Source organism: Xanthobacter nonsaccharivorans (assembly GCF_043194755.2).
GTDB lineage: Bacteria > Pseudomonadota > Alphaproteobacteria > Rhizobiales > Xanthobacteraceae > Xanthobacter > Xanthobacter autotrophicus_G.
The window spans coordinates 5,109,934-5,134,006 of sequence record NZ_CM195526.1; the positions used below are offsets into that span (position 1 = coordinate 5,109,934).

Consider the following 24,073-nt stretch of genomic DNA (forward strand, 5'->3'; position numbering starts at 1 on the left):
CTGCTCTCGCTCCCACCCATTCTGGCTGGAAAACGCGTCGCGCCTGTGCCGTCGCCGTCCAGCCTACCCGCGCTCGGGTGACATCATGACATCGGGTGACCTGACAACTGGCGATGCCCCGCGCATCGTGCGCGATGTCGTGTGCGGCTTCTGCGGCCTTGGCTGCGATGACCTGGAGGTGTCCGTCTCCGGACGCGTCATCGTGCCGAAGAAGGCCTGCGCCGACGCGGCGCGGCTGCTGGCGCGCGGGGATGTTCCGCCGCCTTCGCCACGGGTGAACGGCAAGGCCGCGAGCCTGGAGGAGGCGGCGGTCGCCGCGGCGCGGCATCTCGATGCCGCCCATTCGGCGGTCTTCGCAGGCCTTGGCGCGGACCTCGAAGGCCTGCGCCGCCTCTACGACATCGCCATGGTGCGCGGCGCCAGCATCGACCATGCGGCCTCGGGCGGCCTGTTCGCCAATCTGGAGCGTCTCGCCCGGCGCGGCTGGATCGCGGCCACTCTGGCCGAGGTGCGCAACCGCTGTGATATCCTGGTGCTGTTCGGCGGCGACCCGGCCCCCGCCTTCAGTCACTTCTTCGAGCGGGCGTTGCCGGTGGCGGCGCCGGGCGCGGCGGACGCCGCGCCGCTGTTCGTCGCGGCGCCCGGCCAGCGGCGCGTGGTGGTCATCGGCGGCCCGCTGTCGGAGGCTTCCCGCCGCGTGCTCGCCGGCCACCAGATCACCGAGATCGCCGTGCCCGAGGGCGAGGTCGCCACCGCAGCGGCGGTTCTGGTGGCCTATCTGGCAAACCGCGACGTGGAGATGATCCCCGCCGTGTCCGGCATCGCCGGCGCGGCGCTGGCCGAGCTTGCGGATGTCCTGAAGGCGGCCCGGTACGGTGTCTTCACCTGGAACGCCGCGACCCTCGCGCCGGACGAGGCGGCGGCCGTCGCGGGCGCGGCGGCGGAGGCGGTGGACCTGCTTTCCGTCACCACCCGCGCCGCGGTGTTCCCGCTCGGCGGGCGGGACAATGTGACGGGCGCCCACCAGCTCGCCCTGTGGCGCTTCGGTTATCCGCTGCGCACGGTCGTCGGCGCCGGCACGGCCCGGCATGTGCCGGAGCTCTATGCAACCGCGGTGGCGCTCCGGGATGCGGACCTGCTGTTGCACGCCAATGCCTTCCGGCCCGAGCCGCCGCCCGCCTTCGACCGCGGGCCGGTGATCGCTTTGGCCCACGCGGAGACCGTATTCGCGCGCGAGCCGGAGGTGTTCATCCCGGTGGGCACGCCCGGTGTCGACCATGGGGGCCACGTGTTCCGCATGGATTCGGTGGTGTGCCTGCCGCTTCAGGCGCTCAGGGAGAAGGAGCTGCCCAGCCTCGCCGAGGCTGCGGCGGCCATCCTCAAGGCACTCGGGGGGGCGGCATGAGAACGCGCATCACCGGCGGACGCGTGTTCGACCCCGCCAACGGCATTGCGGACGAGGTCCGTGACATCCTGATCGAGGGCGGGCGCATTATCGCCGATGCGCCGCGCGCAGCCGGCGAGGAGGTGGTGGATGCTTCCGGGGCCATCGTGCTCGCCGGCGGCATCGACCTGCACAGCCACATTGCCGGCGGCAAGGTCAATCTCGGCCGGCTGCTGATGAACGAGGACCGGACGCTCTATCCCGAGCCGCTCGGCGATTTCTGCGGCTGCGGCGGCGGCCGGGCCGCGCCCACCACCCATGCCACCGGCTGCCGCTACTCGCAGATGGGCTACACCGCCGTGTTCGAGCCGGCGGTGGTGGGGGCCAACGCCCGCCACGCCCACCTGGAGATGGCGGACATCCCCAATATCGACACCGGTGGCTTCCTGGTGCTGGGGAACGATGATTTCCTGCTGCGCCTCATCGCCCAGGGCGAGGGCCAGCAGGCGGTGAACGACTATGTGGCCTGGATGCTCAAGGCCACCCAGTGCTGCGCCATCAAGATCGTGAACCCCGGCGGCATCAACGCCTTCAAGTTCAACGGGCGTGCCCTCGATCTTGACGAGACCGGGCCATTCTACGGCCTCACCCCGCGCCGAATACTCAACACCCTCCAGAGGGCCGTGACTGAACTCGGCGTGCCGCACCCCATCCACCTCCACGGGTGCAATCTCGGCGTGCCCGGGAACGTGAAGACGACCCTCGCCACCATCGGGGCGACGGAAGGCTTCCCGCTCCACCTCACCCACATCCAGTTCCATTCCTATGGCACCGAGGGCGACCGGCACTTCTCGTCCGGTTCCGCGGAAATCGCGGAGGCGGTGAACGCCAATCCGCACATCTCGGTGGACGTGGGGCAGATCATGTTCGGCCAGACGGTGACCGCCTCGGCCGACCTCATGTCCCAGTATCGCAACCATGGCATCGCCGATCCCAAGAAGTGGATCGGCATGGACATCGAGATGGATGCCGCCTGCGGCGTGGTGCCCTTCAACTATCGCGACACCTCCTTCGTGAACGCGCTGCAATGGGCCATCGGGCTGGAGCTGTTCCTGCTCATCGAGGATCCCTGGCGGGTCTACCTCACCACGGACCATCCCAACGGCGGGCCGTTCACCTCCTATCCGCACCTCATCCGCCTGCTGATGGACAAGCCTTTCCGCGACGACCACCTCTCACGCATCCACAAGGCGGCGCGGGCGCATACCCGGCTCGCCGAGATCTCCCGCGAATACACGCTGGACGAGATTGCGGTGGTCACCCGGGCGGCGCCCGCCCGCACCCTCGGCCTCAAGGACCGCGGCCATCTCGGCCCCGGCGCCCGGGCGGACGTGGTGCTCTATGTGGAGCAGCCGGATCGGGAGGCCATGTTCGCCGCCCCGCGGCTCGTCCTGAAGGACGGGCAGGTGGTGGTGCGGAACGGCGAGATCGTCGCCCTCACCCAGGGGCGGACCTATGCGCTGCATCCCCCGTCCGACCCCCTGATGGACAAGAGGCTGGAGCGCTGGTTCGACGAGGCGGTGGGGCTGAAGGCGAAGCACTACCAGATCGCCGACGGGGAGATCCGTGGCGGCGAAGGTCCCGAGCTGGTGGAGCTCAACCCATGACCGCACCCGCATCCCCGGGCCCCGAGATGATCCTCAACGGCGTCGTGATCCGCGACAGCTTCGCCGAGGCGTTCCCCATGGCGGGCACACGCCTCCTCGTCACCGCCGACACGACGCGCTGGGCCCACACCGCGGCGGCCAGCATGACGGGCTTTGCCACCTCGGTCATCGGCTGCGGCTGCGAGGCCGCGATCGAGCGCGCGCTCTCCCCCGAGGAGACGCCGGACGGGCGGCCGGGCTATTCCGTCCTCATCTTCGCCATGTCCCTCAAGGACCTGAAGAAGGTGGTGCCGCTGCGGGCCGGCCAGTGCGTCCTCACCTCGCCCACCTCGGCCTGCTATTCGGGGTTGGACGGCGGCACCGCCGTCCCGCTCGGGCGGGCTTTGCGCTATTTCGGCGACGGCCACCAGATTTCCAAGTCCATCGGCGGGCGCCGCTTCTGGCGGGTGCCGGTGATGGAAGGCGAGTTCGTCTGCGACGAGGTGGTGGGCTCCACCACCGCGGCGGTGGGCGGCGGCAACTTCCTCATCCTCGCCCGCTCGCGTCCGGCGGCGCTCGCCGCGGCTGAGGCGGCGGTGGCGGCCATGGCCAAGGTGGAAGGGGCCATCATGCCCTTTCCGGGCGGCGTGGTGCGCTCCGGCTCCAAGGTGGGCGCCAAATATGCGGGCATGATCGCCTCCACCAACGATGCCTATTGCCCCACCCTGCGCGGCGTTTCCAGAAGCGCCCTCCCGCAGGAGGTGGAGAGCGTGCTCGAGATCGTCATCGACGGCCTCTGCGAGGCTGACGTCGCCGCCAGCATGCGGGCGGGCATCTCCGCCGTGTGTGATCTGGGGGCGGCGGCGGGCGTGGTGGCGGTGGATGCCGGCAATTATGGTGGCAACCTCGGGCCGTTCCATTTCAAGCTGCGCGAGCTGATGGCCGCGCCGGCGCAACAATGAGCGGATGCGGAGACTTCGGATGAGCGGATATCGTCTCACCCTGCGCGCGCCGCTCGGCGCCCGGGTCGATTTTTCGGCCGTCACCCCGGCGGTCCTGTCCCTGCTCTCGGCGGAGGAAGCGGCGCGGCTGCCTGTGCCCTACGGCACCGGCACGCGCCTCCTCGGCGAGCTGTTCACCGTCACCCCGTCCGGGAGCGACGCCCTGTTCGTCTCCGGCGATGCGCGGCTTGATTTCGCGGGGGCTGGCCTTGCCGCCGGCGAGATCGTTGTGGAAGGCCCGGTGGGCGTGCTCGCCGGATCCGGGATGAGTGGCGGCCGGCTGGTCATCACGGGCGACGCGGGCGACGGTCTCGCCGCCGGCCTTACCGGCGGCCGGGTGGAAGTGGCCGGCTCCGCAGGCGCCCAGGTCGGGGGTCCCCTCGCCGGCGACCGGCAGGGCATGAAGGGCGGTGTCGTCCATGTGGCCGGCAATGTGGGGGCGGGCCTCGGCGCGCGCCTGCGCGGCGGGCTCATCCTGGTGGGCGGCGATGCCGGCCCGCGGGCGGCCGACGGCCTCATCGCCGGCACCATCGCGGTGGCCGGCCGGCTCGGCGCCGGTGCCGGTCGCGGCATGAAGCGCGGCACCTTGCTGCTCGCGCGGGAACCGGAGGCGCCGGCCCCCGGTTTTGTCGCCACCGGGCCGCAGGATTTCGTGATGCTCGCACTTCTGGGGCGCCGCGTGCCGGAGCTTGCCGCCTTGTTCGGCGGGCGGCTCGGGCCCCGGGCTGAGCGCCTTGCGGGAAATCGCCTCGCCGGCGGCGAGGGGGAGATGATCATCCTTCAATGACCCGCGGCCGGCCGGCTGGCCGCGCCCGGATATCAGCTGGACCAACCAGCCCTGAAAGAGAGGAATGCCTGATGCGAGTTCTGTTTGCCTCCGCCTTGCTTCTTGCCGCGACCAGCGGGGCGGCCCTCGCCGATGGCGACGTCGCCAAGGGCGAGACCCAGTTCAAGAAGTGCATGGCGTGCCATGCCATCGGCCCCGATGCCAAGGTGAAGGTGGGCCCGCCGCTGAACGGCATCGTCGGCGCCAAATGGGCGCATTTCGAGGGCTATGCCTACTCGCAGGATATCAAGGACGGCGCCGCTGCCGGCAAGGTGTGGGACCTGGCCACCCTCGACGACTATATCGAGAACCCCAAGCACCTCGCCCCGAAGGGCAAGATGGCCTTCGCCGGCATCAAGAGCGGCGACGACCGCAAGGACCTCATCGCCTACCTCGCCACCTTCGGCGCCGACGGCAAGCCCGCCGCCAAGTGATGGCAGGGTGATGGCCCGGTGGAGCCACGGCGGAAGCTGATGACGAAACTGAATATCATCGGCCCTGGTCTTTGACCGGGGCCGAGCGGGCCGCTCTAGCGCCGCGCGGGCTTGACCGAAGACCCGGGAGGCATGCTCACGGACCCTCAGTGTGAGACAGGCTCCAGCCATCTGCCCTCAGGCCGAGCGCTCCGAAAACAAGTATCCGGCTAAGCAATGGCGAGATGCCCCACCGCGACGGCGGGTGCGCAATCGGCGGCGGCCGAAGCGAGGGTGGTGGTTCCCGCAAGAACCAGCCCCCCATCCAGATAGGGCCGGCCGCTCCGCACGGCCAGTTCCCGCACCAGGAAGCGTCCGACGCCGGCCCCGACCAGCGGGGCCCCGAGCGGCACCGCGCCGGCGGACAACACCAGGGCCAATGCCCTGTGCAGCCGGTGCAATTGCATCTCTGCCGCGGATGCGGCGAGCCGCTCCGCCTCCTCCAGCGTGGCAGGGCCTAGGTCGCGGCCCACCATGCGCAATAGCCGACGGGCACTGGCTTCCCGCGTCTTCGGCCCGCCATCCGCGGTGGGGTGGAGGTCCGCCCCCTCGGGCAGGGCCCCGGTGAGGCGATGGATGTCCGCGGTGGTGGCGAAATGCTCCGCCATCAGCGGCACCGGCCGACCACGGAAGGGCAGGGTGGCGGCCAGCGCCATCACCGGCGTGCGCACAGCGCCGCTGTAGACCAGCTCACCGCTCTCCAGCCGCTCGCAATCTGCATAGCCGCGAAAGCAAATGTGTTTGCCGGCAAAATGAATGATGTCGCTGGTGGTGGAGCCGATGTCCATGAGCACGCCGTCGCCCAGCAGGCGGGCGATGGCGGCGCCTGTGGCGTGCCAGTTGGCCGAGGCCACATCTCCGGCGTGCGCGGCCGCATCGGTTCCGCCGATGAAGCCGGCGCGCCCGGCATAGATGCGCAGGTCCGGCCCCAGCCGCTCCACCAGCGCGGCCGAGAGGCCGGCGACCCCGGTGGCGCGGTCCGGCCAGAGGTCGGTGAGCTCCCCCGTCATGGTGGCAACGGAGCGGCCCGCCACCGGCGGCAGAGCCGCCATGGCGATGTCCAGCTGGTCGAGGCCCTGCCACAGCGGGCAGGCGGCCATGTCCACGGACAACAGCGTGCCGTCGGGCGCCAGCACCGCCCGCTTCAGATGGGCGCCGCCCACGTCCCAGCCGAGAATGAGGTCATTCATGCCAGCGCCAGCTCCACGGCCCGCGTCTGTAGCACGATCCCGGCCCCTGCCGGTGCAGCGAGCTCCGCGAGCAGGGACGCCGGGTTGAGGCCCAGGGCCTCGCCGAGGCCGGCATAGGCGGTAGTGAGGCGCGGGTTCACCTCCACCACCACCGGCCCCTCGGCGGTGAGGAGGATATCGATGCCGAAGATACCGGCGAGGCCGGGAAAGGTGGCTGCCACCTCCCGCGCCAGCGCCGCCAGCCGCCCGTCCGTGTCGGCGATGCTGCCGACCGTGAGCCCGGCAAGGCTGACATGCCCGTCGACCAGGCGGATATGCTGGCGGTTGGCGGACAGCAGGCGTGCGTCGCCCTGCTGCGCCAGAACCGTCAGGCTCGCCGCCTCTCCCGCCACATAGGGCTGGATCACGAGGCCCTGCGGGCGCTCGGGCGTCGCCGGCGTGCCGTCTGGCCAGAGGCGGGTGTCGTCGCAGCCGGCGCCGTCGTCCGGCTTGGTGATGCGCGGTCCGGCCATCTGCGGCGCGGCCTCGAACGCGAAGGTGGGGATATGCGGCAGCCCGGCGCGCGCGAGCCGGCGGGCCGTCTCCAGCTTGCTGGTGGCGGCGCGGATCGCCTCGGGGCGGGAGGCGAGGACATGCGCGCCCGTGCCTTCCAGCATCTCCACCAGCCGGCCGAGGACGCCGCCGGTCTCCGGCGCCACGGGCCAGACCAGGTCGGCGCCGGCAGCCAGCGACCGCCACAGCGCCCATGCGTCCGCCCGTGCCCCGACAGGGGTGGCCCCGGGCGGCAGGGGCAGGCGATCGTCGCCGGTGAGATGAACGTCGATTCCCTGGGGCAGCGCCGCGAGATCGCGCAGCATGGCGTCTCGGATCAAAGTGGCCTCAGCGACGAGGCTCGGCGGCAGGACCTCGCCCCGCATGCCGCCGGAGGTCACGAATTCCAGCACAAGGACGCGCATGTCCCCTCCATTTCACCGCCCGGCCGGTTCCGGCCGCACCGCCGCCACCCGTGCGCGAAGCGTCACGCCGCCACGGTCTCGCCCACGAGATGGGCCATCAGCGGCTCGGCCATGTTGCGGCCGGTGGCATCGAACAGGCCACGCCAGGCGGGCATGGAATTCACCTCCAGCACCATCAGGCGCCCCTCGGCGTCGGCGATGAGGTCGACGCCGGCATAGGCCGCGCCCACCGCCGCCGCGGCCCGCACCGCGAGGTCGGCGACCTGCCCCTCCGCCGGCACGGGCGCGCCGATGGCCCCCTGGTGGATGTTGGTGATCCAGGAGGAGCTGCGCCGCGCCATGGCCGCCTGCGCCCGGCCACCCACCACGAACACGCGGAAATCCTCGTGCATGCCGATGCCGGCGCGCTGCGGGGCGCGGACGAAGTCCTGAAGGTAGTAAACGCCGCCCACCTCCTCCGCCTCCGGCACGGGGGCCTTGGGCGCGAGGCGCGCGAGGCCGCGTCCCTGGGCGCCGAACAGCGGCTTCAGCACGCTGTCGCCGGGGGCGGCATCCACCAGCATCTGCGCCGTCTCCCGCGCCTCCAGCACCAGCGTGCGGGGGGTGGGCAGGCCGGCGCGCGCCAGCAGGAAGGTGGTGGCGCTCTTGTCCACGCAGCGCTCGATGGCGCGGGCGTCGTTCATCACGCGCACGCCCAGCTCCCGCAGGGCATGCAGCACGCCGAGCCGAAGCGTCACCTGCTCCAGCGTGCCGGCGGGCACGGACCGCACGAAGCAGGCCTCGGGCAGGTCCTCGGCGAAGCCGGGCAGGAGCAGGCCGTGGGCCGTTTCGCCCACCGCGAAGCCGCAGGACTTGAGCGATACCACCTTGGCCTTCGCCCCCCGCGCCTTCAGCGCCGCGAGCAGGGACCGGGTGTGCCAGTCCACCCGCTCGGCGAAGAGGACGAAGCCCGCCACCTCAGCCTCCGAACGACCGGGAGATGAGGATGGGGTCGAAGCCGCCCGCGGTGAAGGAGAGCCCGTGGTCGAGGGCGGTCACCGTCACGCGCGCCGGTGAGAACAGCAGCGGGTCCACCTTGTAGAAATCGCAGTCGTAGCCGTTGAAGATCTCCGCGAACGGCCGCCCGTAGTCGCGCGAGGCGAGGGAGGGCAAGCGCGCCGCGAGGTCCTTGGCCGCGTCCGCCGGGCCGCGCACGAACAGCTGCACGTCGCCGCCGTAGAGCACCGCATCGTTGGTGCGGCCCATGGCGGTGAGGAAGTCCGGGGAGGGCGGGGAGACCGGCGCCGAGCCGATGCCGTCCACGATCTGGTCCAGCGGGAAGTGGATGGCGTGCGCCTTGTGCAGCGCCACCTCCAGCACCCGGGAGACGATCTGCACCGTGCCGGCCAGCGAGCTGGTGGGGGTGAGGATCAGGGTGATGTCGGAGGGATCGACGGCACACTGCTTCGCGATCTCGTCCACCACCTCGGCCGGGGGCACGACGGAGGTTTCCAGCACCAGCGCCACCTTTTCCGCCGGATCGCGGTAGCCCAGCTCCTCGAACAGGGTCTCCACCGCCGCCGTGGCGCGGCCGGGCCCGGAACCGAGGGCGAAGAAGTCGCCAGATGCAAGGCTCCAGCCCGCATACTGGCTGCCGAGGCAGGCGAGCACGGGGTCGGAGGTGGAGACGCTCACCAGCGTGTCCCACGGCGAGAAGCGCCCGCCCGGCCCGAGGGAGACGCGGCCGAGGCCGCCGAGGCAGATCTCGGCGATGCGCCGGCCCGCTTCGAGCCCGCCCGGGGTGGCGATGCCGGCGTCGACGATGCGCACGTCGCGCGGGCCGCGGGTCACCTTGAGGCGCAGGGCGACGGCATCGGCGACGAGGGCCTCCACCAGAGGCGCGACGGCGCGGGCAAGGCTGGGGCGCGGATCGGCGGACGCCGGGGCGGCAACGGAGGTGATGGTGGATGTCATGGCCGTGCCTCCTGGCGCAGGCAAAGGCGGATGATGCCCGCGCGCGGCGGGTACGGCCGGGCGGGGGTTCGGACGGGTGCGGGCATGGGGGCCGCCTTAGGCGTCGAGCTCGCGGGCGAGCTTGAAGATGGCGGGAAGGTCGATGAACAGCGGCACGGTGGTCTCGCTCATGCGCCGCAGCCAGGTGTGCTGCACCGCATACTTGAGATTGCCGATGGCGAGCGCGCCGATGCCGATGCCATGGGGCAGCTCGGCCGCGGCGTCATGGGCGCCGATGCCGGCGATGCCGGCGGGCGGCACGGCGTTCACGTCCGCCGCGACGAGGAGGCGGGTGGCGACCTTGAGATGATCCTCGGTCAGGATCTGCACGCCGGCCTTGCCGGCGGCAAGGATCACCTCCGCATCCGGCACCAGCCGGGCCTTGGCCTCGTCGGTGGCGGCGGCGGCGCAGGAGAGGTCGAGGCCGAAGCGGGCCTTGATGTCCTTCGCCTTCTCCTCCACGGCGCCGATCTCGCGATGGCTCACCAGCGTGACCTTCGCTCCCCCCTGGGCCGCGATCACGGCGGCGATGGACCCCACCACGCCGGTGGCGCCATAGATCTGCACGCTGGCACCCGCCAACCCCTCGGGCCGGGTCTTCAGCAGCGCCTGCTCCACCTTGGCGATCATCGCCGCCGCGGTGGTGAAGGAGCCCGCAGGATCCGGGAAGATGGAGATCTCGAACGGCGGGAAGATGGAGGCCTTCGCCTCGGCGGCCATGTCGAGGGCGAGGGCGGCATCCTTGCCGCCGATGAACAGGCCCGTGCGCGGAGCGAAATGGGGCGGGCGCGAGAACATCATGTCCTGCGTCAGGTCCCGCACCTCTTCCAGCTTCACGCGCGAATAGGGGGCGATGGTGGCATAGCCAGCATCCACCGCCATGTTCACGTCGAACGGGCTCACATGCGCGAGCGGGGTGATGATGTGGAGAATGGGGGCGGAATCCGCCATGGCGCAGCTCCGTGCTGAGGGAAACATTTAGCGGGTGGCTTCGCCCCGGCTTTGCACCCGGCGCTCGGCGGTTGTTTCCCCGCACGCGGTCGAACGGAACAGACTTTTGACCGAAGGCCCCACTTTGCGCAAGGGTCTTCCTTCCTGACTTACTCGGGTATTGCAGGGCGGAGCCGCGCGAAAGCCTGCCGACGTCTTCCGTCATGCTGCATTGCCGCAGGCGACGTCGCGCCGCACACGCGCCTGCGCCGGTCATTCCGGTGCGCGAGGCCGGTTCCGGGACCTTGTTCAGAGCCTGCGCGAGGCCACCGCGTGGCGCCGCCGGCGCGCGGTCGTTCAATCCCTTCGAGGGGCGGTCAGAAGGTGGCCTTCACGCCGGCATAGGCCGAGAGCGGCTGGCCGGGGCTCTGCATCTGCGCATTGCTCAGGCCGAGGTATCCGGTATCGAAGAAGGTGCCGTAGGTGGCGTACCTGGCGTTGAACAGGTTGTTGACCAGGCCGAAGACCTGGATGGTGTCGGTCACCTGGTAGGTGGTGCGGATGTTGGCCACCCAATAGCCGGGCAGCATGGGATTCTGGTTGGCGTCGTCCCCCACGTAGTACTGGCTGGACACGGCGATGATGTCGCCGCCCACCTTCCACTTGGGGGTCACCATGTAGTCGAGGCCGAGCTTGAGGGTCTGGGCCGGGATGCCAGGAATGTGGTCGCCCGGCGTCACCAGGATCTCGCCGTCCACCGCCAGCGGATTGTTGGGCGAGGCGAGCAAGCCGGTGAACTGGTAGGTCGCGTCGATGAAGGCGTAGTTGGCGTAGAACCTCCAGGGGCCCGTGGCGTATTGCACCCCCGCCTCGAAGCCCTGCCGCCGGGTGGCGGGCACGTTGGTGTAATAGCCGTATCCGGTCTGCTGGCTGGCGAGGGCGATGATGTCGTTGTCGCTGTCCACCCGATAGATGCCGAGCTTCCAGCTCACGTCACCGCCGAGCAGCTTGCCTGCGCCGCGCAGGCCCGCCTCGTAGGTGTGGGACACCACCTGCTCCAGCGGCGGATCCGCCACCAGCGAGTTTTCCAGGAGGCACGGCCGGTTGGGATCGGCGCAGTTGAGCTCCAGGGGGGTCGGGGCCCGGTTGGATTCCGAATAGCCCGCATAGGCGGTCATTTCCGGCGAGAGCTTGTAGGTGAGGCCAGCCAGCGGATTGATGCGGGCGAAGGTGTAGTCGCCGTTGAGCTGCGGGCTCGTGCCGGTGGCGTCCTGCATGGAGATCTGCGCGATGTTGAGGCGCGCGCCCACCGTGAGGGTGGCCCGGTCGGTCAGGTCGAAGGCGTCGGTGGCGTAGAGGCCGTAATAGGTGGAGGTGGCATTGAGGTCCACCGGCAGGTAATAGACCTGGTACTGGTCCGGCAGCGAATAGTCCGGTTGGTTCCGCAGGTAGATGCCGGTGCCCACCACCTGCAGCGTGTTGGTATTGGTGATGCCGAGCTCGGTGTTGGAGCGGAAGTTGACGGTGCTGTAGTCGACGCTGCCGCCCACGACGAAGTAATTGTCATGCCCGATCAGCTTGTCGGTGCTGGTCGCCTGCACCGAGCCGCCATAGGTCGTGGTGTCGGTCCAGGTGCGGTTGATGACGCCGTAGAGCTGGTTGTCGCCGAGGGCAGTGAAGGGAATGGTGTTGCCGCTCTGGTCGTACAGCACCATCTGGCTGCGGAAGGCGGCATAGGCGGGATTGGTGGCTGGGGTGCCGCCGCCGGCCGGGCCGCTGAACTGGTCGTCCTCCAGGCACATCTTGGTGTTGCCGACGCCGGGATTCCACGTGTTGCTGCAGGCCCCGAGGTCGGCGTCGTTGCCGTCCACGTGGGACTGGCTGAACTTGCGGGCATAGACATTGCCCTGCAGCTGCCAGGTGTCGGTGAGGTCGTAGCGTCCGTTGAGCGCCAGCAGGCCCATGTCGTTGTTCGTGGTCTGCGGCCACGTGTAGACGGAGGCATAGTCGACGTTGAGCAGCTCCACCGGTGTCGGGCCCACCACGCCGAGGTGGTTGCTCGCCGCGCTGGCGATGATGTGGACCTCCGCCTTGTCGCCCTTCCAGCCGAGGTCGCTGTAGAAGCGCGCGAGGTCGGAGGGTGAGTGCAGGCGCCAGCCGTCGTCATGTACCGCGTCCACGGCGATGTAGACGCCGAAGCCGTCCTTCTCGCCGCCGTACTGGATGGAGCCGCCAATCTGGCCGAAGGAGCCGCCCTGCAGGCTCCCCTCGAAGCCATGGTAGGTGAAGCCGTTCTTCATCTGCAGGGAGACGGCGCCGCCCAGCGCATTGAGGCCGAAGGCGGGGTTGTTGGAGAACACCTCGGCGCGGTTGATGGCCACTTCCGGGATCAGGTCCCAGTTCACCGTGTCGCCGAACGCCTCGTTGAGGCGGATGCCGTTCTGGTAGACCGCGATGCCCTGCGGCGTGCCCTGCAGGGGGGAGGCGGCAAAGCCCCGGTAGCGGAAGTCTTGGAAGAAGGCGTTGCCCTGCACGTCGGTGGTGCTGGCGCTCGGCGTGTACTGGAACAGGGCGTCGGTGGTGGAGAAGGAGAAGAGCCGGTCGAACTGCTCCGACGAGATGGAGGTGACCGCGCCCGGCACCTTGTCGGCATCGATCCCGGTTCCCGACAGCGGCGTGGTCGCCACCACTTCCACCGTGTCGAGCTGGACGGTGCCGCCGCCGGCCCCGGCGGGCGGCTCCTGCGCCAGCGCTGGCCCGCTCGTGAGCAGCGCGGCCGCAGGCAGCGTGGCGCAGATGCCGAGAGCGGCGGCAATGGCGCGCCAGGACGTCTGCGCTGTCATGGGCCTTGTCCTCCCCAGGTCCCGCGGCGCGCGGGCCTCCCCATCTTCTGATGATTGTTTTGCCGCCCGGGCCGGCGGCAACGCCCTGTCGCAAGGCGCACGCAGCATCCGGATCCCGATACTACGGAAGCATAGTGTGACAAAATCAGCAGTCAATCATTCAGATACCTAAGAGATATTTGAGAAACAGGCTGAAAGCACGGCGGTGCGCCAATTCTCCGGGGTTTTCGGCGAATCTGAGTGTTGAATCGTGCTGTTGAGTTTCATTTTATCTTGCCTTCCCATTCCCGGTCGACGTATTCGCGGTGGACAGGCATTTGAAATCTCATCAAGCTGCCGGCCGCACGAATGCCGTGCCGCGCGCCGAAGGAGGGATGTTGGCGATGCTCACCCGCCGCCGAATGCTGGCGCTCACGGGGGCGACCGCTTCCCTCGCCGCGTCTGCCGCCGTGCCGTTCGCGCACGCCGCCGCGCCGGTGCTCCGCCTCGGCATCCTCGAATTTGGCTCGGCGGCGTGGGAAATCGCGGCCATGACCGCGCTCGGCCTGGATGCGAAGGCGGGAGCAACTCTCTCGGTCCAGCGATTCGCCACCAACGACACCGGCCGCATCGCCTTCCAGGCGCAGGCGGTGGACGCCATCGTGACCGACCTTTTGTGGGCCGCGCGGGTGAAGGCGGACGGGCGCGACCTCTTCTATCTGCCCTTCTCCTCCGCCGAGGGAGCGGTGATGGTCGCGGAGGGCTCGCCCATCCGCACCGTTGCGGATCTCGCCGGCAAGCGGCTGGGGGTGGCCGGCGGCCCCCTCGACAAGAGCTGGCTGATGCTGAAGGCCCATGCGCAAGCCCGGGCGGGCCTGGATCTTGGGACCGCAGCGCAGCCGGTGTTTGCCGCCCCGCCTTTGCTTGCGGCGGAGCTGTCCCAGGGCCGGCTCGACGCGGCGCTGCTCTATTGGACCTTCTGCGCCCGACTGGAGCCGAAGGGCTTCCGTCCGCTCATCAGCGTGGAGGAGGTGGTGATGAGCTTCGGCGTGCCGCACGAGCCGACGCTGGTGGGCTACGTGTTCGACGGCGCCTTCGCCCGCGCCAATCCGGAGACGGTCAACGCCTTCGCCCGTGCCTCGCGCGCCACCAAGGCGGCGCTGGGCGCGCCCGCGCCGGCCTCCGATGCCGCCTGGGCGGCGGCCCGCCCGCAGATGCAGGCGCCGGACGATAGCGTCTTCGCCGCGCTGCGCCGGGGCTTCGTGTCCGGCATCCCGCGCCTCCCGCTGGCCGAGGACCGAGCCGCCGCCGCCAGGCTCTATGCGATGCTGGCGCAACTGGGCGGAGCGAGCCTCGTCGGCCCGGCCACCAGCCTGCCGCCCGACCTGTACTGGACCGGCGCGGACGACCCCCGATGAGAGGGGCCTTGCCCGGCATTGCGGTGCGGGCCGGCTCCCTGGCGCTGCTGCTGGCCCTGTGGCAGGCGGCCGCCAGCCACGTGCAGAGCCCGTCCCTGCCGGCGCCCACGGCGGTGTTCGCGTTCATCGGCCACGAGGCGGTGAAGGGGCCGCTCCTGTCCAACATCGCCATCACGCTGGCGCGGGTGGCGGTGTCCTTCAGCTTCGCCATGCTCATCGGCTGCGCCCTCGGCCTTGCCTTCGGCCGGCTGAGGGGCCTCGACCGCGCCTTCGATACCTGGCTGGTGGTTCTGCTCAACACGCCGGCGCTGGTCATCACCGTGCTGTGCTACATCTGGCTCGGGCTCACCGAGACGGCGGCGGTGCTGGCGGTGGCACTCAACAAGATCCCCACCGTGGTGGTGCTCCTGCGCGAGGGGACGCGCGCCTTGTCCCCGGAGCTCGACGAGATGGCGCAGGCCTATCGCCTCTCCTTTCTCGACCGGCTGCGCCACGTGGTGTTGCCGCAGCTTCAGCCCTACGTGGCCGGGGCGGCGCGCTCCGGCCTCGCGCTGGTGTGGAAGATCGTGCTGGTGGTGGAGCTGCTCGGCCGGCCGAACGGGGTGGGCTATGCCATCTCCATCTACTTCCAGCTGTTCGATGTCCGCGCGGTGCTCGGCTATTCCCTCGCCTTCATGGCCGTGATGCTGGCCATCGAATATCTCATCCTGCAACCCTTCGAATCCCATGCACGACGCTGGCGCCTCGGCGCTGCTTGAGGCCCATGTCGCCGCCAAGACCTACCTGCGGCCCGACGGGACCGCGACGGAGGCGGTGCGCGACCTGTCCCTGCGCCTGGCGCGGGGCGAGTTCGTCTGCCTGCTCGGTCCCTCGGGCTGCGGCAAGACCACGACCCTGCGGATCCTCACCGGGCTTGACCGGAGCTTTGCGGGCCACATCTCCCCCGAGCCGGCGCAGCTGCGGATCGGCATCGCCTTCCAGGAGCCGCGCCTGCTGCCGTGGCGCACGGTGGAGGAGAACATCCGCCTCGTCCTGCCGAAGGCGCAGCGTGGCCGGGACCTCTCTGGCCTCATTGCGCGGTTCGGGCTGGAGGGCCATGCCGCGCGCTACCCGGGCGAGCTCTCCCTCGGCCTGGCGCGGCGGGTGTCGCTGGCGCGGGCGCTGGCGGTGGAGCCGGACCTGCTCGTGCTCGACGAGCCTTTCGTCTCGCTGGATGCGCAGGCCGCCGCCGAGCTGCGCCGCTACGTGGCCCTCGCCGCCGCGCAAAAGGCGATGGGCGTGCTCATGGTGACGCATAATCTGCGTGAGGCGCTGGAGCTTGCCGACCGGCTCGTGCTGCTCGCGCCCCGCCCCGCTCATGTGGTGGAGGAGGTGCGGCTGGACATGCCGCGCGCCGGGCGCACCATGGCGTGGGTCGAGGCCGAGCGGGCGCGGCTCGCGGCGCGCTTCGCCCTTCTGCGCGAGACCTGAGCCGCCCCGGTTCCGGAGGAGGACTGCTCATGAGAGCGAGAATGACACGCGCCGCGGCAGGCCGGATGCGGATCGGCCCCATCGTGCGGCTGCTCGCCGCACTCGCCGCCCTCCAGGCGGGCGTGGCGGCGGCTGGGGATGCTGCGCCGCAACCTGAGGCCGAACCGCTGCCGGTGGTGGAGGTGGCGGCCGGCGTCTTCGTCCATCAGGCACCCTATGCTCTTGCCCTGCCGAAGAATCTCGGCTTCGTCGGCAATGCCGGGTTCATCATCGGGCGGGATGCGGTGGCGGTGGTGGACACAGGCGGCAGCTTCAAGGCCGGCGCGCGGCTGAAGGCGGCCATCCGCGCCCGCACCGCCTTGCCGATCCGCTATGTCATCAACACCCATGTGCATCCCGACCACGTGCTCGGCGACGCCGCCTTCGTGGGGCCGGGCGTCACCTTCGTCGGCCACAGGAATCTGCCGGAGGCGCTGGCGGCGCGTGCGGAAAGCTATGTTTCCGCCACCGAGCGGCTGGTGGGCGCAAACGCCGCCGGCACGCGCGTGATCCTGCCGGATGTCACCGTGGCCGACGCGCAGGTGATCGACCTCGGCGACCGCCCGCTGCGCCTCGAGGTGTGGCCCACCGCCCACACCGCCACCGACCTGACGGTGCTCGATGAGACCACCGGCACCTGGTTCCTCGGCGATCTCCTCTTCCTCGGCCACGTGCCGGCGGTGGATGGCAAGGTGGCGGGATGGATCGCCCTTCTCGATGATCTGAAGCGCCGGCCGGTGGCCCGCGTGGTGCCCGGCCATGGGCCGACCTCGGCCCCCTGGCCGGCGGCGGCGGAGCCCACGGAACGCTATCTGAAGCGCCTCGCGGGCGATGTCCGCGGCATGATCCGGGCGGGTGCGACCATGTCGGAGGCGGCGGGAGAGGCGGGCCGCTCCGAGGCGCCGAACTGGCAGCTGTTCGATGATTTCAATGCCCGCAACGCCACCACGGCGTTCCACGAGTTCGAGTGGGAATGACGCGTCGGTAGCCTCGCGGCGCGCACTTTTGCGCTGCAACACGAATGACGCCCCGTTACTTCGCAGGCGCAGAATAACTCGCCCGGGGGTGCAGACATTTGGCGTATTGCGTCTGACGAGAACATTGCTTACGTTCCTCTCAGCTTCGGCTTCAACAACTCCGTGCGGGGAACGCGGGGTTGGTTCGCAGGCCTGCGGGACGCTCGTCACCGCAAGGCTTCTAGGGCATCACGCCGGTCGTGACACGCTGCCGAAGTAGATGGAGTCCCCCAAGGCGAAAACAACGCTCAGTGCGTTTCCCGATCCACATCGCGTGGAGGCGGGCGCGCATCCATCGGAGGAAGCCCGGATGAGACGTCTTTTTGGTTTGACCGCTGCGGCGGCGGTGACCGCTTTTGTCGGTGCGCCCGCGCAGGCGAATGATAGCGTTCTGAAGCTGACCCAGGACCCGAACCAGTGGGTTCTGCAGACCGGCGACTATGCGAACACCCGTTTTTCCAAGCTGAAGCAGATCACCACGGACAACGTGGGCAAGCTGCAGGTTGCCTGGAGCTTCTCCACCGGCGTGCTGCGCGGCCATGAAGGCTCGCCGCTGGTGGTGGGCGACGTGATGTACGTGCACACGCCGTTCCCCAACATCGTCTACGCCCTCGACCTCAACAACGAAGGCCGGATCATCTGGAAGTACGAGCCGAAGCAGGATCCGAACGTGATCCCGGTGATGTGCTGCGACACGGTCAATCGCGGCCTCGCCTATGCCGATGGCAAGGTCTTCCTGCATCAGGCCGACACCAAGGTGGTGGCCCTCGACGCCAAGACCGGCAAGGTCGCGTGGTCGGTGGTGAATGGCGATCCCAAGAAGGGTGAAACCAACACCGCGACCGTCATGCCGGTGAAGGACAAGGTGCTGGTGGGCATCTCGGGCGGCGAGTTCGGCGTGCGCTGCCACGTCACCGCCTACGACATCAACTCCGGCAAGGAAGTCTGGCGCGCCTATTCCATGGGCCCGGACAACGAGATGCTCTTCGATCCGGAGAAGACCACCTCCCTCGGCAAGCCCGTGGGCAAGGATTCTTCGCTGAAGACCTGGCAGGGCGACCAGTGGAAGACCGGCGGCGGCTGCACCTGGGGCTGGTATTCCTACGACCCGCAGACGAACCTCATCTACTACGGCTCCGGCAACCCCTCGACCTGGAACCCGAAGCAGCGCCCCGGCGACAACAAGTGGTCCATGACCGTGTTCGCCCGTGACGCCGACACCGGTGTCGCCAAGTGGGTCTACCAGATGACCCCCCACGACCAGTGGGACTATGACGGCATCAACGAGATGGTTCTCGTCGATCAGGAGATCGGCGGCCAGAAGCGTCCGCTCCTCGTCCACTTCGACCGTAACGGCTTCGGCTACACGCTGGATCGCAAGACCGGCGAGCTGCTCGTGGCGGAGAAGTATGACCCGGCGGTGAACTGGGCCACCAAGGTGGACATGGACAAGAACAGCCCGACCTTCGGTCGTCCGCTGGTCGTGGACAAGTATTCCACCGAGCATAACGGCGAGGACGTCAACACCACCGGCATCTGCCCCGCGGCGCTCGGCACCAAGGACCAGCAGCCGGCCTCCTTCTCGCCCGATACCGGCCTGTTCTACGTGCCCACCAACCATGTGTGCATGGACTACGAGCCGTTCCGCGTTAGCTACACCCCCGGCCAGCCCTATGTGGGCGCCACGCTCTCCATGTTCCCGGCCCCCGGCAGCCACGGCGGCATGGGTAACTTCATCGCGTGGGATGCCCGCCAGGGCAAGATCGTGTGGTCCAATCCGGAGCAGTTCTCCGTGTGGTCCGGCGCGCTCGCCACGGCCGGCGGCGTGGTGTTCTACGGCACCCTCGAGGGCTATCTGAAGGCGGTGGACGCCAAGACGGGCAAGGAACTCTACAAGTTCAAGACCCCGTCCGGCATCATCGGCAACGTGATGACCTACACCCACAAGGGCAAGCAGTACGTGGCCGTGCTCTCGGGCGTCGGCGGCTGGGCCGGCATCGGCCTCGCGGCGGGCCTCAACGACCCCAACGCCGGCCTCGGCGCGGTGGGCGGCTATGCGGCCCTGAGCAACTACACTGCTCTGGGTGGCCAGCTCACGGTCTTCGCCGTCCCGCAGTGAGGCGGGATGGTTTGAACCGCGGGTAGCGTCCTGCGCGAACACGTGGAAACGGGCCGGCACGCCGCTGAAAAGGTGTCGTGCCGGCCCTCTCGTCACCGCTTCGCGCAGCCCGTTTTCCGGCTTGGTCCGGACGGACGCAGCAACCGATAGCATGCGCCCCTTTTGACGAGTGAGAGACGGGTTTCCCCTGCCCTCGGGCACGTCCGGGTCCGGCTCCGGTGCTTCGTCTGCCTTTTTGGAGAGATCGAGTGGTTTCTACAGTCAAACTGAAGCGCGTCGGCGTTTTTTGCTTCACGGCGTTCAGCCTTCACCTTGCCGCAGCAAGCCTGCCCGCGTTCGCGGAAACCACCCCGCCGGGTAATCCGAAGGCGGTGAAGGAGGAGGACGGCAAGTATTTCGACGCCTCCGGCGCTCCCACCTACAACATCAAGCCGGATGGCACGGTGGATTGGTTCACCTATTCCGGCTACCGGCGCTATCACGCCGAATGCCACGTGTGCCACGGGCCCGACGGCATGGGCTCCACCTACGCGCCGGCGCTGGTCGATTCGCTCAAGGTCATGAACTACGACCAGTTCCAGGAAGTGGTGGTGGGCGGGCGCCAGAACGTGGGTGGCGGCAACGACAAGGTGATGCCCTCGTTCGGCCTGAACAAGAACGTCATGTGCTACCTCGACGACCTGTACGTCTACCTCAGGGCCCGTTCCGACGATGCCCTCGGCCGCGTGCGCCCCCCCAAGCGGGACGACAAGACGCAGGGGACCATCAATGCTGAAAAGACCTGCCTTGGCGAGTAAGGAGCGGTTCGCGCCGATCCTTGCATCCCTCGCCACCGGAGCGCTCGCGGCCATCCTGCTGCTGACGCCCTCCGGTGCGGGCGGGCAGCAGATTCCCGACCAGGTCTCGGCGGATGCGCTCAGGGTCTGCGCGGATCCCGCCAACATGCCCTATTCGAACACGGCCGGCGAAGGCTTCGAGAACAAGATCGCGGAGATCGTCGCCGACGAGCTCAAGCTGCCCGTCCGCTATTACTTCATGCCGCAAGGCCCGGGCTTCGTGCGCAACACCCTCGGCCTCCGGCTGTGCGACGTGGTCATCGGCTATGCCGCGGGCGCGGATCCCGTGCTGCACACCAATCCTTATTACCAGTCCGTCTACGTGATGCTGGTGAAGGCGGGCGGGCCGCTCGACGGGGTGGAGAGGATGTCCGATCCGCGCCTCAAGGGCCGGCGCATGGGCGTGATGGCCGCGACTCCTCCGGCCGATCATCTCCTCGAATACGGACTGCTTCCCACCGCGCGCACCTATTCGCTGCTGGTGGATCGCCGCTTCGAATCCCCGGCCGAGCAGATGGTCGACGACCTCGCGAAGGGCGAGATCGACGCCGCCCTGCTGTGGGGCCCGACGGCCGGGCTCTTCGCGGCCCGGGCCGGCGCGCCGCTCAAGGTGGTGCCTCTGCTGCAGGAGGGCCCGCGCCCGCCCATGACCTATCGCATCACCATGGGCCTGCGGCAGACCGACCACCAGTGGAAGCAGGTGCTGAACCGCGTCATCGCCAAGCGCGCCGACGATATCGAGAAGGTGCTCCTCGCCTATCACGTGCCGCTCCTCGACGACGAGGACCAGCTCGTCGCCGGATCGAGCCCGGCGAAGACCGCCGCCCAGCCCGAAGGGAGCCGGCGGCCTTGAGCGCCGGGCGGCTCCGGGGCGGGGTGGTCCGGCTCGCGGCTGGTGCGCTGCTCGCCATGCCGCTCCTCCTGCCTGCCGGCGCGGCGGAGCCGCCGCCCGAGCCGTCGGACTATCGGATGGATGCCTATCGTGCGCCCGTGCCGGCGACGCTTCAGGGTGCGCGCGTCATCGATGCGGCTGCGGCTGCTGCTTTGTGGAAGGCTGGTGGGGTCGCCTTCATCGACGTCCTGCCACGCCCGCCGCGCCCGTCCAACCTGCCGGCCGGCACCGTGTGGCGCGATCCGCCCCATTCCAGCATTCCCGGCGCGGTCTGGCTCGTGAACACGGGCTTCGGCGCCCTCAATGCGGAGACCGAGGCTTACTTCCGCGCGGGGCTCGCCGCTGCCTCTCGCGGCGATGTGAATGCGCCTCTCGTCATCTTTTGCCAGCGTGCGTGCTGGATGTCGTGGAACGCGGCCAAGCGCGCGCTCTACGATGGCTATCGCAACGTGTCCTGGTTTCCCGATGGTGTCGACGGGTGGCAGGAGGCGGGTCTGCCGCTTGTCGCCCTGGAGCCGGCACCAGCCGGATCGCGTCAATCAGGTCAGTGAATCGGTTTCCCAGCCCAGGGCGGAGCGCGGGTTCCGCGATCTGCTTGCGGCCGGTGCCGATCGGCTCATGCTTCGCGAAGAAAGCCCTGGGGCCGGCACCGCCGGGCACGAAAAAACAGGAGGCAACGCCATGCTCCATCCGAACGCCCACCCAGGCGCGCGCCGATCAACGGCCCGCCCCGGCCTACCCACGCGCCTCATCGTCGCTGCCCTTGTCGCCAGCGCGCCCCTCGTTGCGCCGGCTTTCGCTCCGGCGGCTCTGGCGCAGGGGGTTGCCGCGGACGAGCCGAAGGAGACCACCTGGGCCGCCATCCGGCCCGACATCTTTCCCGGCAAGCCCATCGCCGATGCCGCTGGCCTCGTCACCCTCACCGCGCCCGGCCGGGCGGAGGATGCGGCGCTGGTGCCCATCTCCATCGCCATCGCCCTGCCGCCGGGTGATCCGCGCACGGTGAAGGCGGTGACACTGGTGGTGGATGAAAACCCCGCGCCAATGGCGGGTCGCTTCACCCTGGGCGAGGGGCTCAAGGATTTCACGATTTCGGTCCGGGTGCGCGTGAATTCCTATTCCTACGTCCGTGCCGTGGTGGAGACGAGCGATGGCGCGCTCCACATGACCAAGGCCTTCGTGAAAGCGGCGGGCGGCTGCTCCGCCCCGGCCACCAAGGACACGGCCGAATCGATCCAGCATCTGGGCGAAATGCGCTTCCGCTCCTTCGCCGAGGCCGGTCGGCGCGAGGCGCAGGTGCAGATCCGCCACCCCAATTTCTCCGGCCTGCAGATGGATCCGGACACCCGAGGCTATACGCCTGCCTGGTTCGTGCGGGAAATGGAGGTGCGCCAGGGCGACAAGCTCGTCTTCGCCATGGAGGGGGGGATCTCCATCAGCGAGGACCCGACCTTCCGCTTCAGCTATCGGGCCTCGGCAGAGCCGGTGACGGTCAAGGCCGAGGACACGGAGAACAAGGTCTTCACCAAGACCTTTCCCGGCGGCGGCAGCTGAGCGGCCGGCCGCTCCCTGACCTGCGGATGATGGCGCAGCGCGCGGCCCCTCAGCCCGCCTTCATGTGCGCCGCGATCTTCTGGCCGATCTCATAGGCCCGCTGCTCCATCAGCACCGGCGTTTCGCACACGTAGATGAGCGACTTGGCGCGCTCGTCGAAGATGCGGACGTCCCAGGTCAGCTGTTCCTGAAGCGTCTTCGTCTCCGGCGTCTCCGGAGCGGCGGGCGAGGGCTTCGCCTTGCTGAGCTCGTCGCCCTCCTGCCGGACCCGGTCGGCGAGGCGCTGCTGGCCGCGGGCGTAGCGCTCGATGCCGTGGATGAGGCGGGCGCGCTCGGAGCTGATGATGTCGTGGACCCCTGCCATCACCCGCAGCAGCCGCGTGTTGGCCTCGTTTCCGGCCTCTTTCACGAAGGCGTCGAGCAGGCTGTCCATCTCCTCGAACCGGGTGCGGCGGGAGGAGAGCTTCTGTGCCAGGGTGGCGGCGTCCTGGTCGTCGGTCCAGGTGCCGGCTGAGGCCGGGTCCGGCCCCGTCCACACCTGCGCGAGGTCGAGCTCCGGGGCCTTGCGCTGGGGGCACGGCCAGTCCGGATCGGGCTTCGGCTGCGCCGCCGCGGGACCGCACAGGAGCAGCGCCGTCCCCATGAGGCAGCCAAGGGGGACAATGCGGGATGGACGCATCACGAGGCTTCTCCTTTGGGGCCGCCCCGCCGCCCGATCACCCCCCGGCCCGGATCGTAGGCGATGACGGCAAGGGCGAAGAACATGACGGCCGTGGCGAGCACGACGGTGAAGGACACGGGTTCGAACACGCCGTAGAGCGCGTTGCGCCCCAGCTCCACCGCATGGGTGAAGGGGTTGAGGAGGCAGACGATGTAGAGCGCCTCGCTGGCGTCCCGCACCCGCCACAGCGGGTAGAGGGCGGAGGAGGCGAAGAACATGGGGAAGATGACGAAGTTCATCACGCTCGCGAAATTTTCGAGCTGGCGGATGAGCGAGGAGATGACGAGGCCGATGGCGCCCAGCATCAGCCCCGTGAGCACGAACGCCGGCAGCGCCGTGAGATAGCCCATGGGCGGGATGTCCACCTCCCAAAGCCGGGCGATGGCGAGGAAGACGTAGACCTGCGCCAGCGACACGGCGACGCCGGCCACCAGCTTCGACAGCAGCAGGAACCAGCGGGGGAAGGGACTCGTCAGCAGCACGCGCATGGAGCCCACTTCCCGGTCGTAGACCATGGAGAGGGAGGACTGCATGCCGTTGAACAGCTGGATCATCACCGCGAGGCCCGGCGTCACGTACACCTCGTAGAGCACGTAGGTCTCGTAGGGCGGGATGATGGAGACGCCGAGGGTGCTGCGGAAGCCGGCGGCGAAGATGAAGAGCCACACCAGCGGCCGCACCAGCGCGGAGAGGAAGCGCTCCTTCTGCTGCACGAAGCGCAGCAGCTCGCGGCTGATGATGCCCCACATGCACACCGCATGTCCGGCGGCACCGAGAGGGCGGTGGGG

The 24,073-nt window shown here is 69.3% G+C and carries 22 protein-coding genes; 14 read left to right on the plus strand and 8 right to left on the minus strand.

Annotated features, from left to right (window positions below):
- Positions 1 to 85 precede the first annotated feature (85 nt).
- The 5 genes from V5F59_RS23405 (at position 86) to V5F59_RS23425 (ending at position 5,291) form a co-directional block, all read left to right on the plus strand.
- On the plus strand, positions 86 to 1,405 hold the full coding sequence (locus V5F59_RS23405; protein ID WP_393982825.1) for a formylmethanofuran dehydrogenase: 1,320 nt from the start codon (positions 86 to 88) through the stop codon (positions 1,403 to 1,405).
- Positions 1,402 to 3,051 (plus strand): formylmethanofuran dehydrogenase subunit A, encoded by a 1,650-nt coding sequence (locus tag V5F59_RS23410; protein WP_393982826.1) that lies wholly within the window; start codon positions 1,402 to 1,404, stop codon positions 3,049 to 3,051. Before V5F59_RS23405 ends, V5F59_RS23410 begins: the two co-directional genes overlap by 4 nt.
- Positions 3,052 to 3,077: 26 nt before the next feature.
- Positions 3,078 to 3,992, plus strand: a complete 915-nt coding sequence (gene fhcD, locus V5F59_RS23415; RefSeq protein WP_393982832.1) for a formylmethanofuran--tetrahydromethanopterin N-formyltransferase — start codon at positions 3,078 to 3,080, stop codon at positions 3,990 to 3,992.
- A gap of 19 nt (positions 3,993 to 4,011) precedes the next feature.
- Positions 4,012 to 4,818, plus strand: a complete 807-nt coding sequence (locus V5F59_RS23420; RefSeq protein WP_393982827.1) for a formylmethanofuran dehydrogenase subunit C — start codon at positions 4,012 to 4,014, stop codon at positions 4,816 to 4,818.
- 71 nt (positions 4,819 to 4,889) lie between these two features.
- A complete protein-coding gene (locus V5F59_RS23425; RefSeq protein WP_509211143.1) occupies positions 4,890 to 5,291 on the plus strand; it encodes a c-type cytochrome in 402 nt (133 codons plus the stop codon).
- A 209-nt stretch (positions 5,292 to 5,500) separates the two neighbouring features.
- On the opposite strand, the gene V5F59_RS23430 is transcribed toward V5F59_RS23425, so the two are convergent.
- From V5F59_RS23430 to V5F59_RS23455, 6 genes are all read right to left on the minus strand, one after another.
- Positions 5,501 to 6,520, minus strand: coding sequence for a hydantoinase/oxoprolinase family protein (locus V5F59_RS23430; protein WP_393978630.1), 1,020 nt, complete (start codon positions 6,518 to 6,520; stop codon positions 5,501 to 5,503).
- The gene (locus V5F59_RS23435; protein WP_393978632.1) at positions 6,517 to 7,476 is read right to left on the minus strand and encodes an ATP-grasp domain-containing protein; all 960 of its coding nucleotides are present in this window, start codon (positions 7,474 to 7,476) and stop codon (positions 6,517 to 6,519) included. The genes V5F59_RS23430 and V5F59_RS23435 overlap by 4 nt, the downstream gene beginning before the upstream one ends.
- Positions 7,477 to 7,538: 62 nt before the next feature.
- Positions 7,539 to 8,432: a RimK family alpha-L-glutamate ligase gene (locus V5F59_RS23440; protein WP_393978634.1), complete on the minus strand. Its 894-nt coding sequence runs from the start codon at positions 8,430 to 8,432 to the stop codon at positions 7,539 to 7,541.
- A 1-nt stretch (position 8,433) separates the two neighbouring features.
- Positions 8,434 to 9,429, minus strand: coding sequence for a methenyltetrahydromethanopterin cyclohydrolase (gene mch / locus V5F59_RS23445; RefSeq protein WP_393978636.1), 996 nt, complete (start codon positions 9,427 to 9,429; stop codon positions 8,434 to 8,436).
- Positions 9,430 to 9,525: 96 nt separating this feature from the next.
- Positions 9,526 to 10,419, minus strand: a complete 894-nt coding sequence (locus V5F59_RS23450) for a methylene-tetrahydromethanopterin dehydrogenase N-terminal domain-containing protein (protein WP_393978638.1) — start codon at positions 10,417 to 10,419, stop codon at positions 9,526 to 9,528.
- Between the two features lie 356 nt (positions 10,420 to 10,775).
- On the minus strand, positions 10,776 to 13,241 hold the full coding sequence (locus V5F59_RS23455) for a TonB-dependent receptor (RefSeq protein WP_393978640.1): 2,466 nt from the start codon (positions 13,239 to 13,241) through the stop codon (positions 10,776 to 10,778).
- A 383-nt stretch (positions 13,242 to 13,624) separates the two neighbouring features.
- Here V5F59_RS23455 and V5F59_RS23460 point away from each other — a divergent pair, with 383 nt between their 5' ends.
- The 9 genes from V5F59_RS23460 to V5F59_RS23500 all read left to right on the plus strand — a co-directional run bounded on the left by V5F59_RS23460 (position 13,625) and on the right by V5F59_RS23500 (position 22,564).
- Complete coding sequence (locus tag V5F59_RS23460; RefSeq protein WP_393978642.1) at positions 13,625 to 14,638, plus strand: ABC transporter substrate-binding protein; 1,014 nt, start codon at positions 13,625 to 13,627, stop codon at positions 14,636 to 14,638.
- Positions 14,635 to 15,396: an ABC transporter permease gene (locus V5F59_RS23465; protein ID WP_393978644.1), complete on the plus strand. Its 762-nt coding sequence runs from the start codon at positions 14,635 to 14,637 to the stop codon at positions 15,394 to 15,396. The genes V5F59_RS23460 and V5F59_RS23465 overlap by 4 nt, the downstream gene beginning before the upstream one ends.
- Positions 15,365 to 16,108 (plus strand): ABC transporter ATP-binding protein, encoded by a 744-nt coding sequence (locus V5F59_RS23470; RefSeq protein ID WP_393978646.1) that lies wholly within the window; start codon positions 15,365 to 15,367, stop codon positions 16,106 to 16,108. Before V5F59_RS23465 ends, V5F59_RS23470 begins: the two co-directional genes overlap by 32 nt.
- Before the next feature lie 41 nt (positions 16,109 to 16,149).
- Positions 16,150 to 17,124 (plus strand): quinoprotein relay system zinc metallohydrolase 2, encoded by a 975-nt coding sequence (locus V5F59_RS23475; protein ID WP_393978648.1) that lies wholly within the window; start codon positions 16,150 to 16,152, stop codon positions 17,122 to 17,124.
- A gap of 349 nt (positions 17,125 to 17,473) precedes the next feature.
- Positions 17,474 to 19,282: a lanthanide-dependent methanol dehydrogenase XoxF5 gene (gene xoxF5 / locus V5F59_RS23480; RefSeq protein ID WP_393978650.1), complete on the plus strand. Its 1,809-nt coding sequence runs from the start codon at positions 17,474 to 17,476 to the stop codon at positions 19,280 to 19,282.
- Positions 19,283 to 19,608: 326 nt separating this feature from the next.
- Positions 19,609 to 20,079 carry a c-type cytochrome, methanol metabolism-related gene (locus tag V5F59_RS23485; RefSeq protein ID WP_393979737.1) on the plus strand — a complete coding sequence of 157 codons (471 nt, stop codon included), beginning with the start codon at positions 19,609 to 19,611 and terminating at the stop codon, positions 20,077 to 20,079.
- Complete coding sequence (locus V5F59_RS23490; RefSeq protein ID WP_393978652.1) at positions 20,069 to 20,971, plus strand: substrate-binding domain-containing protein; 903 nt, start codon at positions 20,069 to 20,071, stop codon at positions 20,969 to 20,971. Before V5F59_RS23485 ends, V5F59_RS23490 begins: the two co-directional genes overlap by 11 nt.
- 56 nt (positions 20,972 to 21,027) lie before the next feature.
- Positions 21,028 to 21,561, plus strand: coding sequence for a PQQ-dependent catabolism-associated CXXCW motif protein (locus tag V5F59_RS23495; RefSeq protein ID WP_393979739.1), 534 nt, complete (start codon positions 21,028 to 21,030; stop codon positions 21,559 to 21,561).
- A 130-nt stretch (positions 21,562 to 21,691) separates the two neighbouring features.
- Positions 21,692 to 22,564: a quinoprotein dehydrogenase-associated SoxYZ-like carrier gene (locus tag V5F59_RS23500; protein ID WP_393978654.1), complete on the plus strand. Its 873-nt coding sequence runs from the start codon at positions 21,692 to 21,694 to the stop codon at positions 22,562 to 22,564.
- A gap of 49 nt (positions 22,565 to 22,613) precedes the next feature.
- Here the strand turns inward: V5F59_RS23500 and V5F59_RS23505 are convergent, their stop codons facing one another.
- Both V5F59_RS23505 and pedC read right to left on the minus strand, forming a co-directional pair.
- The gene (locus V5F59_RS23505) at positions 22,614 to 23,243 is read right to left on the minus strand and encodes a hypothetical protein (protein ID WP_393979741.1); all 630 of its coding nucleotides are present in this window, start codon (positions 23,241 to 23,243) and stop codon (positions 22,614 to 22,616) included.
- Positions 23,243 to 24,034: a lanthanide ABC transporter permease protein PedC gene (gene pedC, locus V5F59_RS23510; protein ID WP_393979743.1), complete on the minus strand. Its 792-nt coding sequence runs from the start codon at positions 24,032 to 24,034 to the stop codon at positions 23,243 to 23,245. The genes V5F59_RS23505 and pedC overlap by 1 nt, the downstream gene beginning before the upstream one ends.
- Positions 24,035 to 24,073 lie beyond the last annotated feature (39 nt).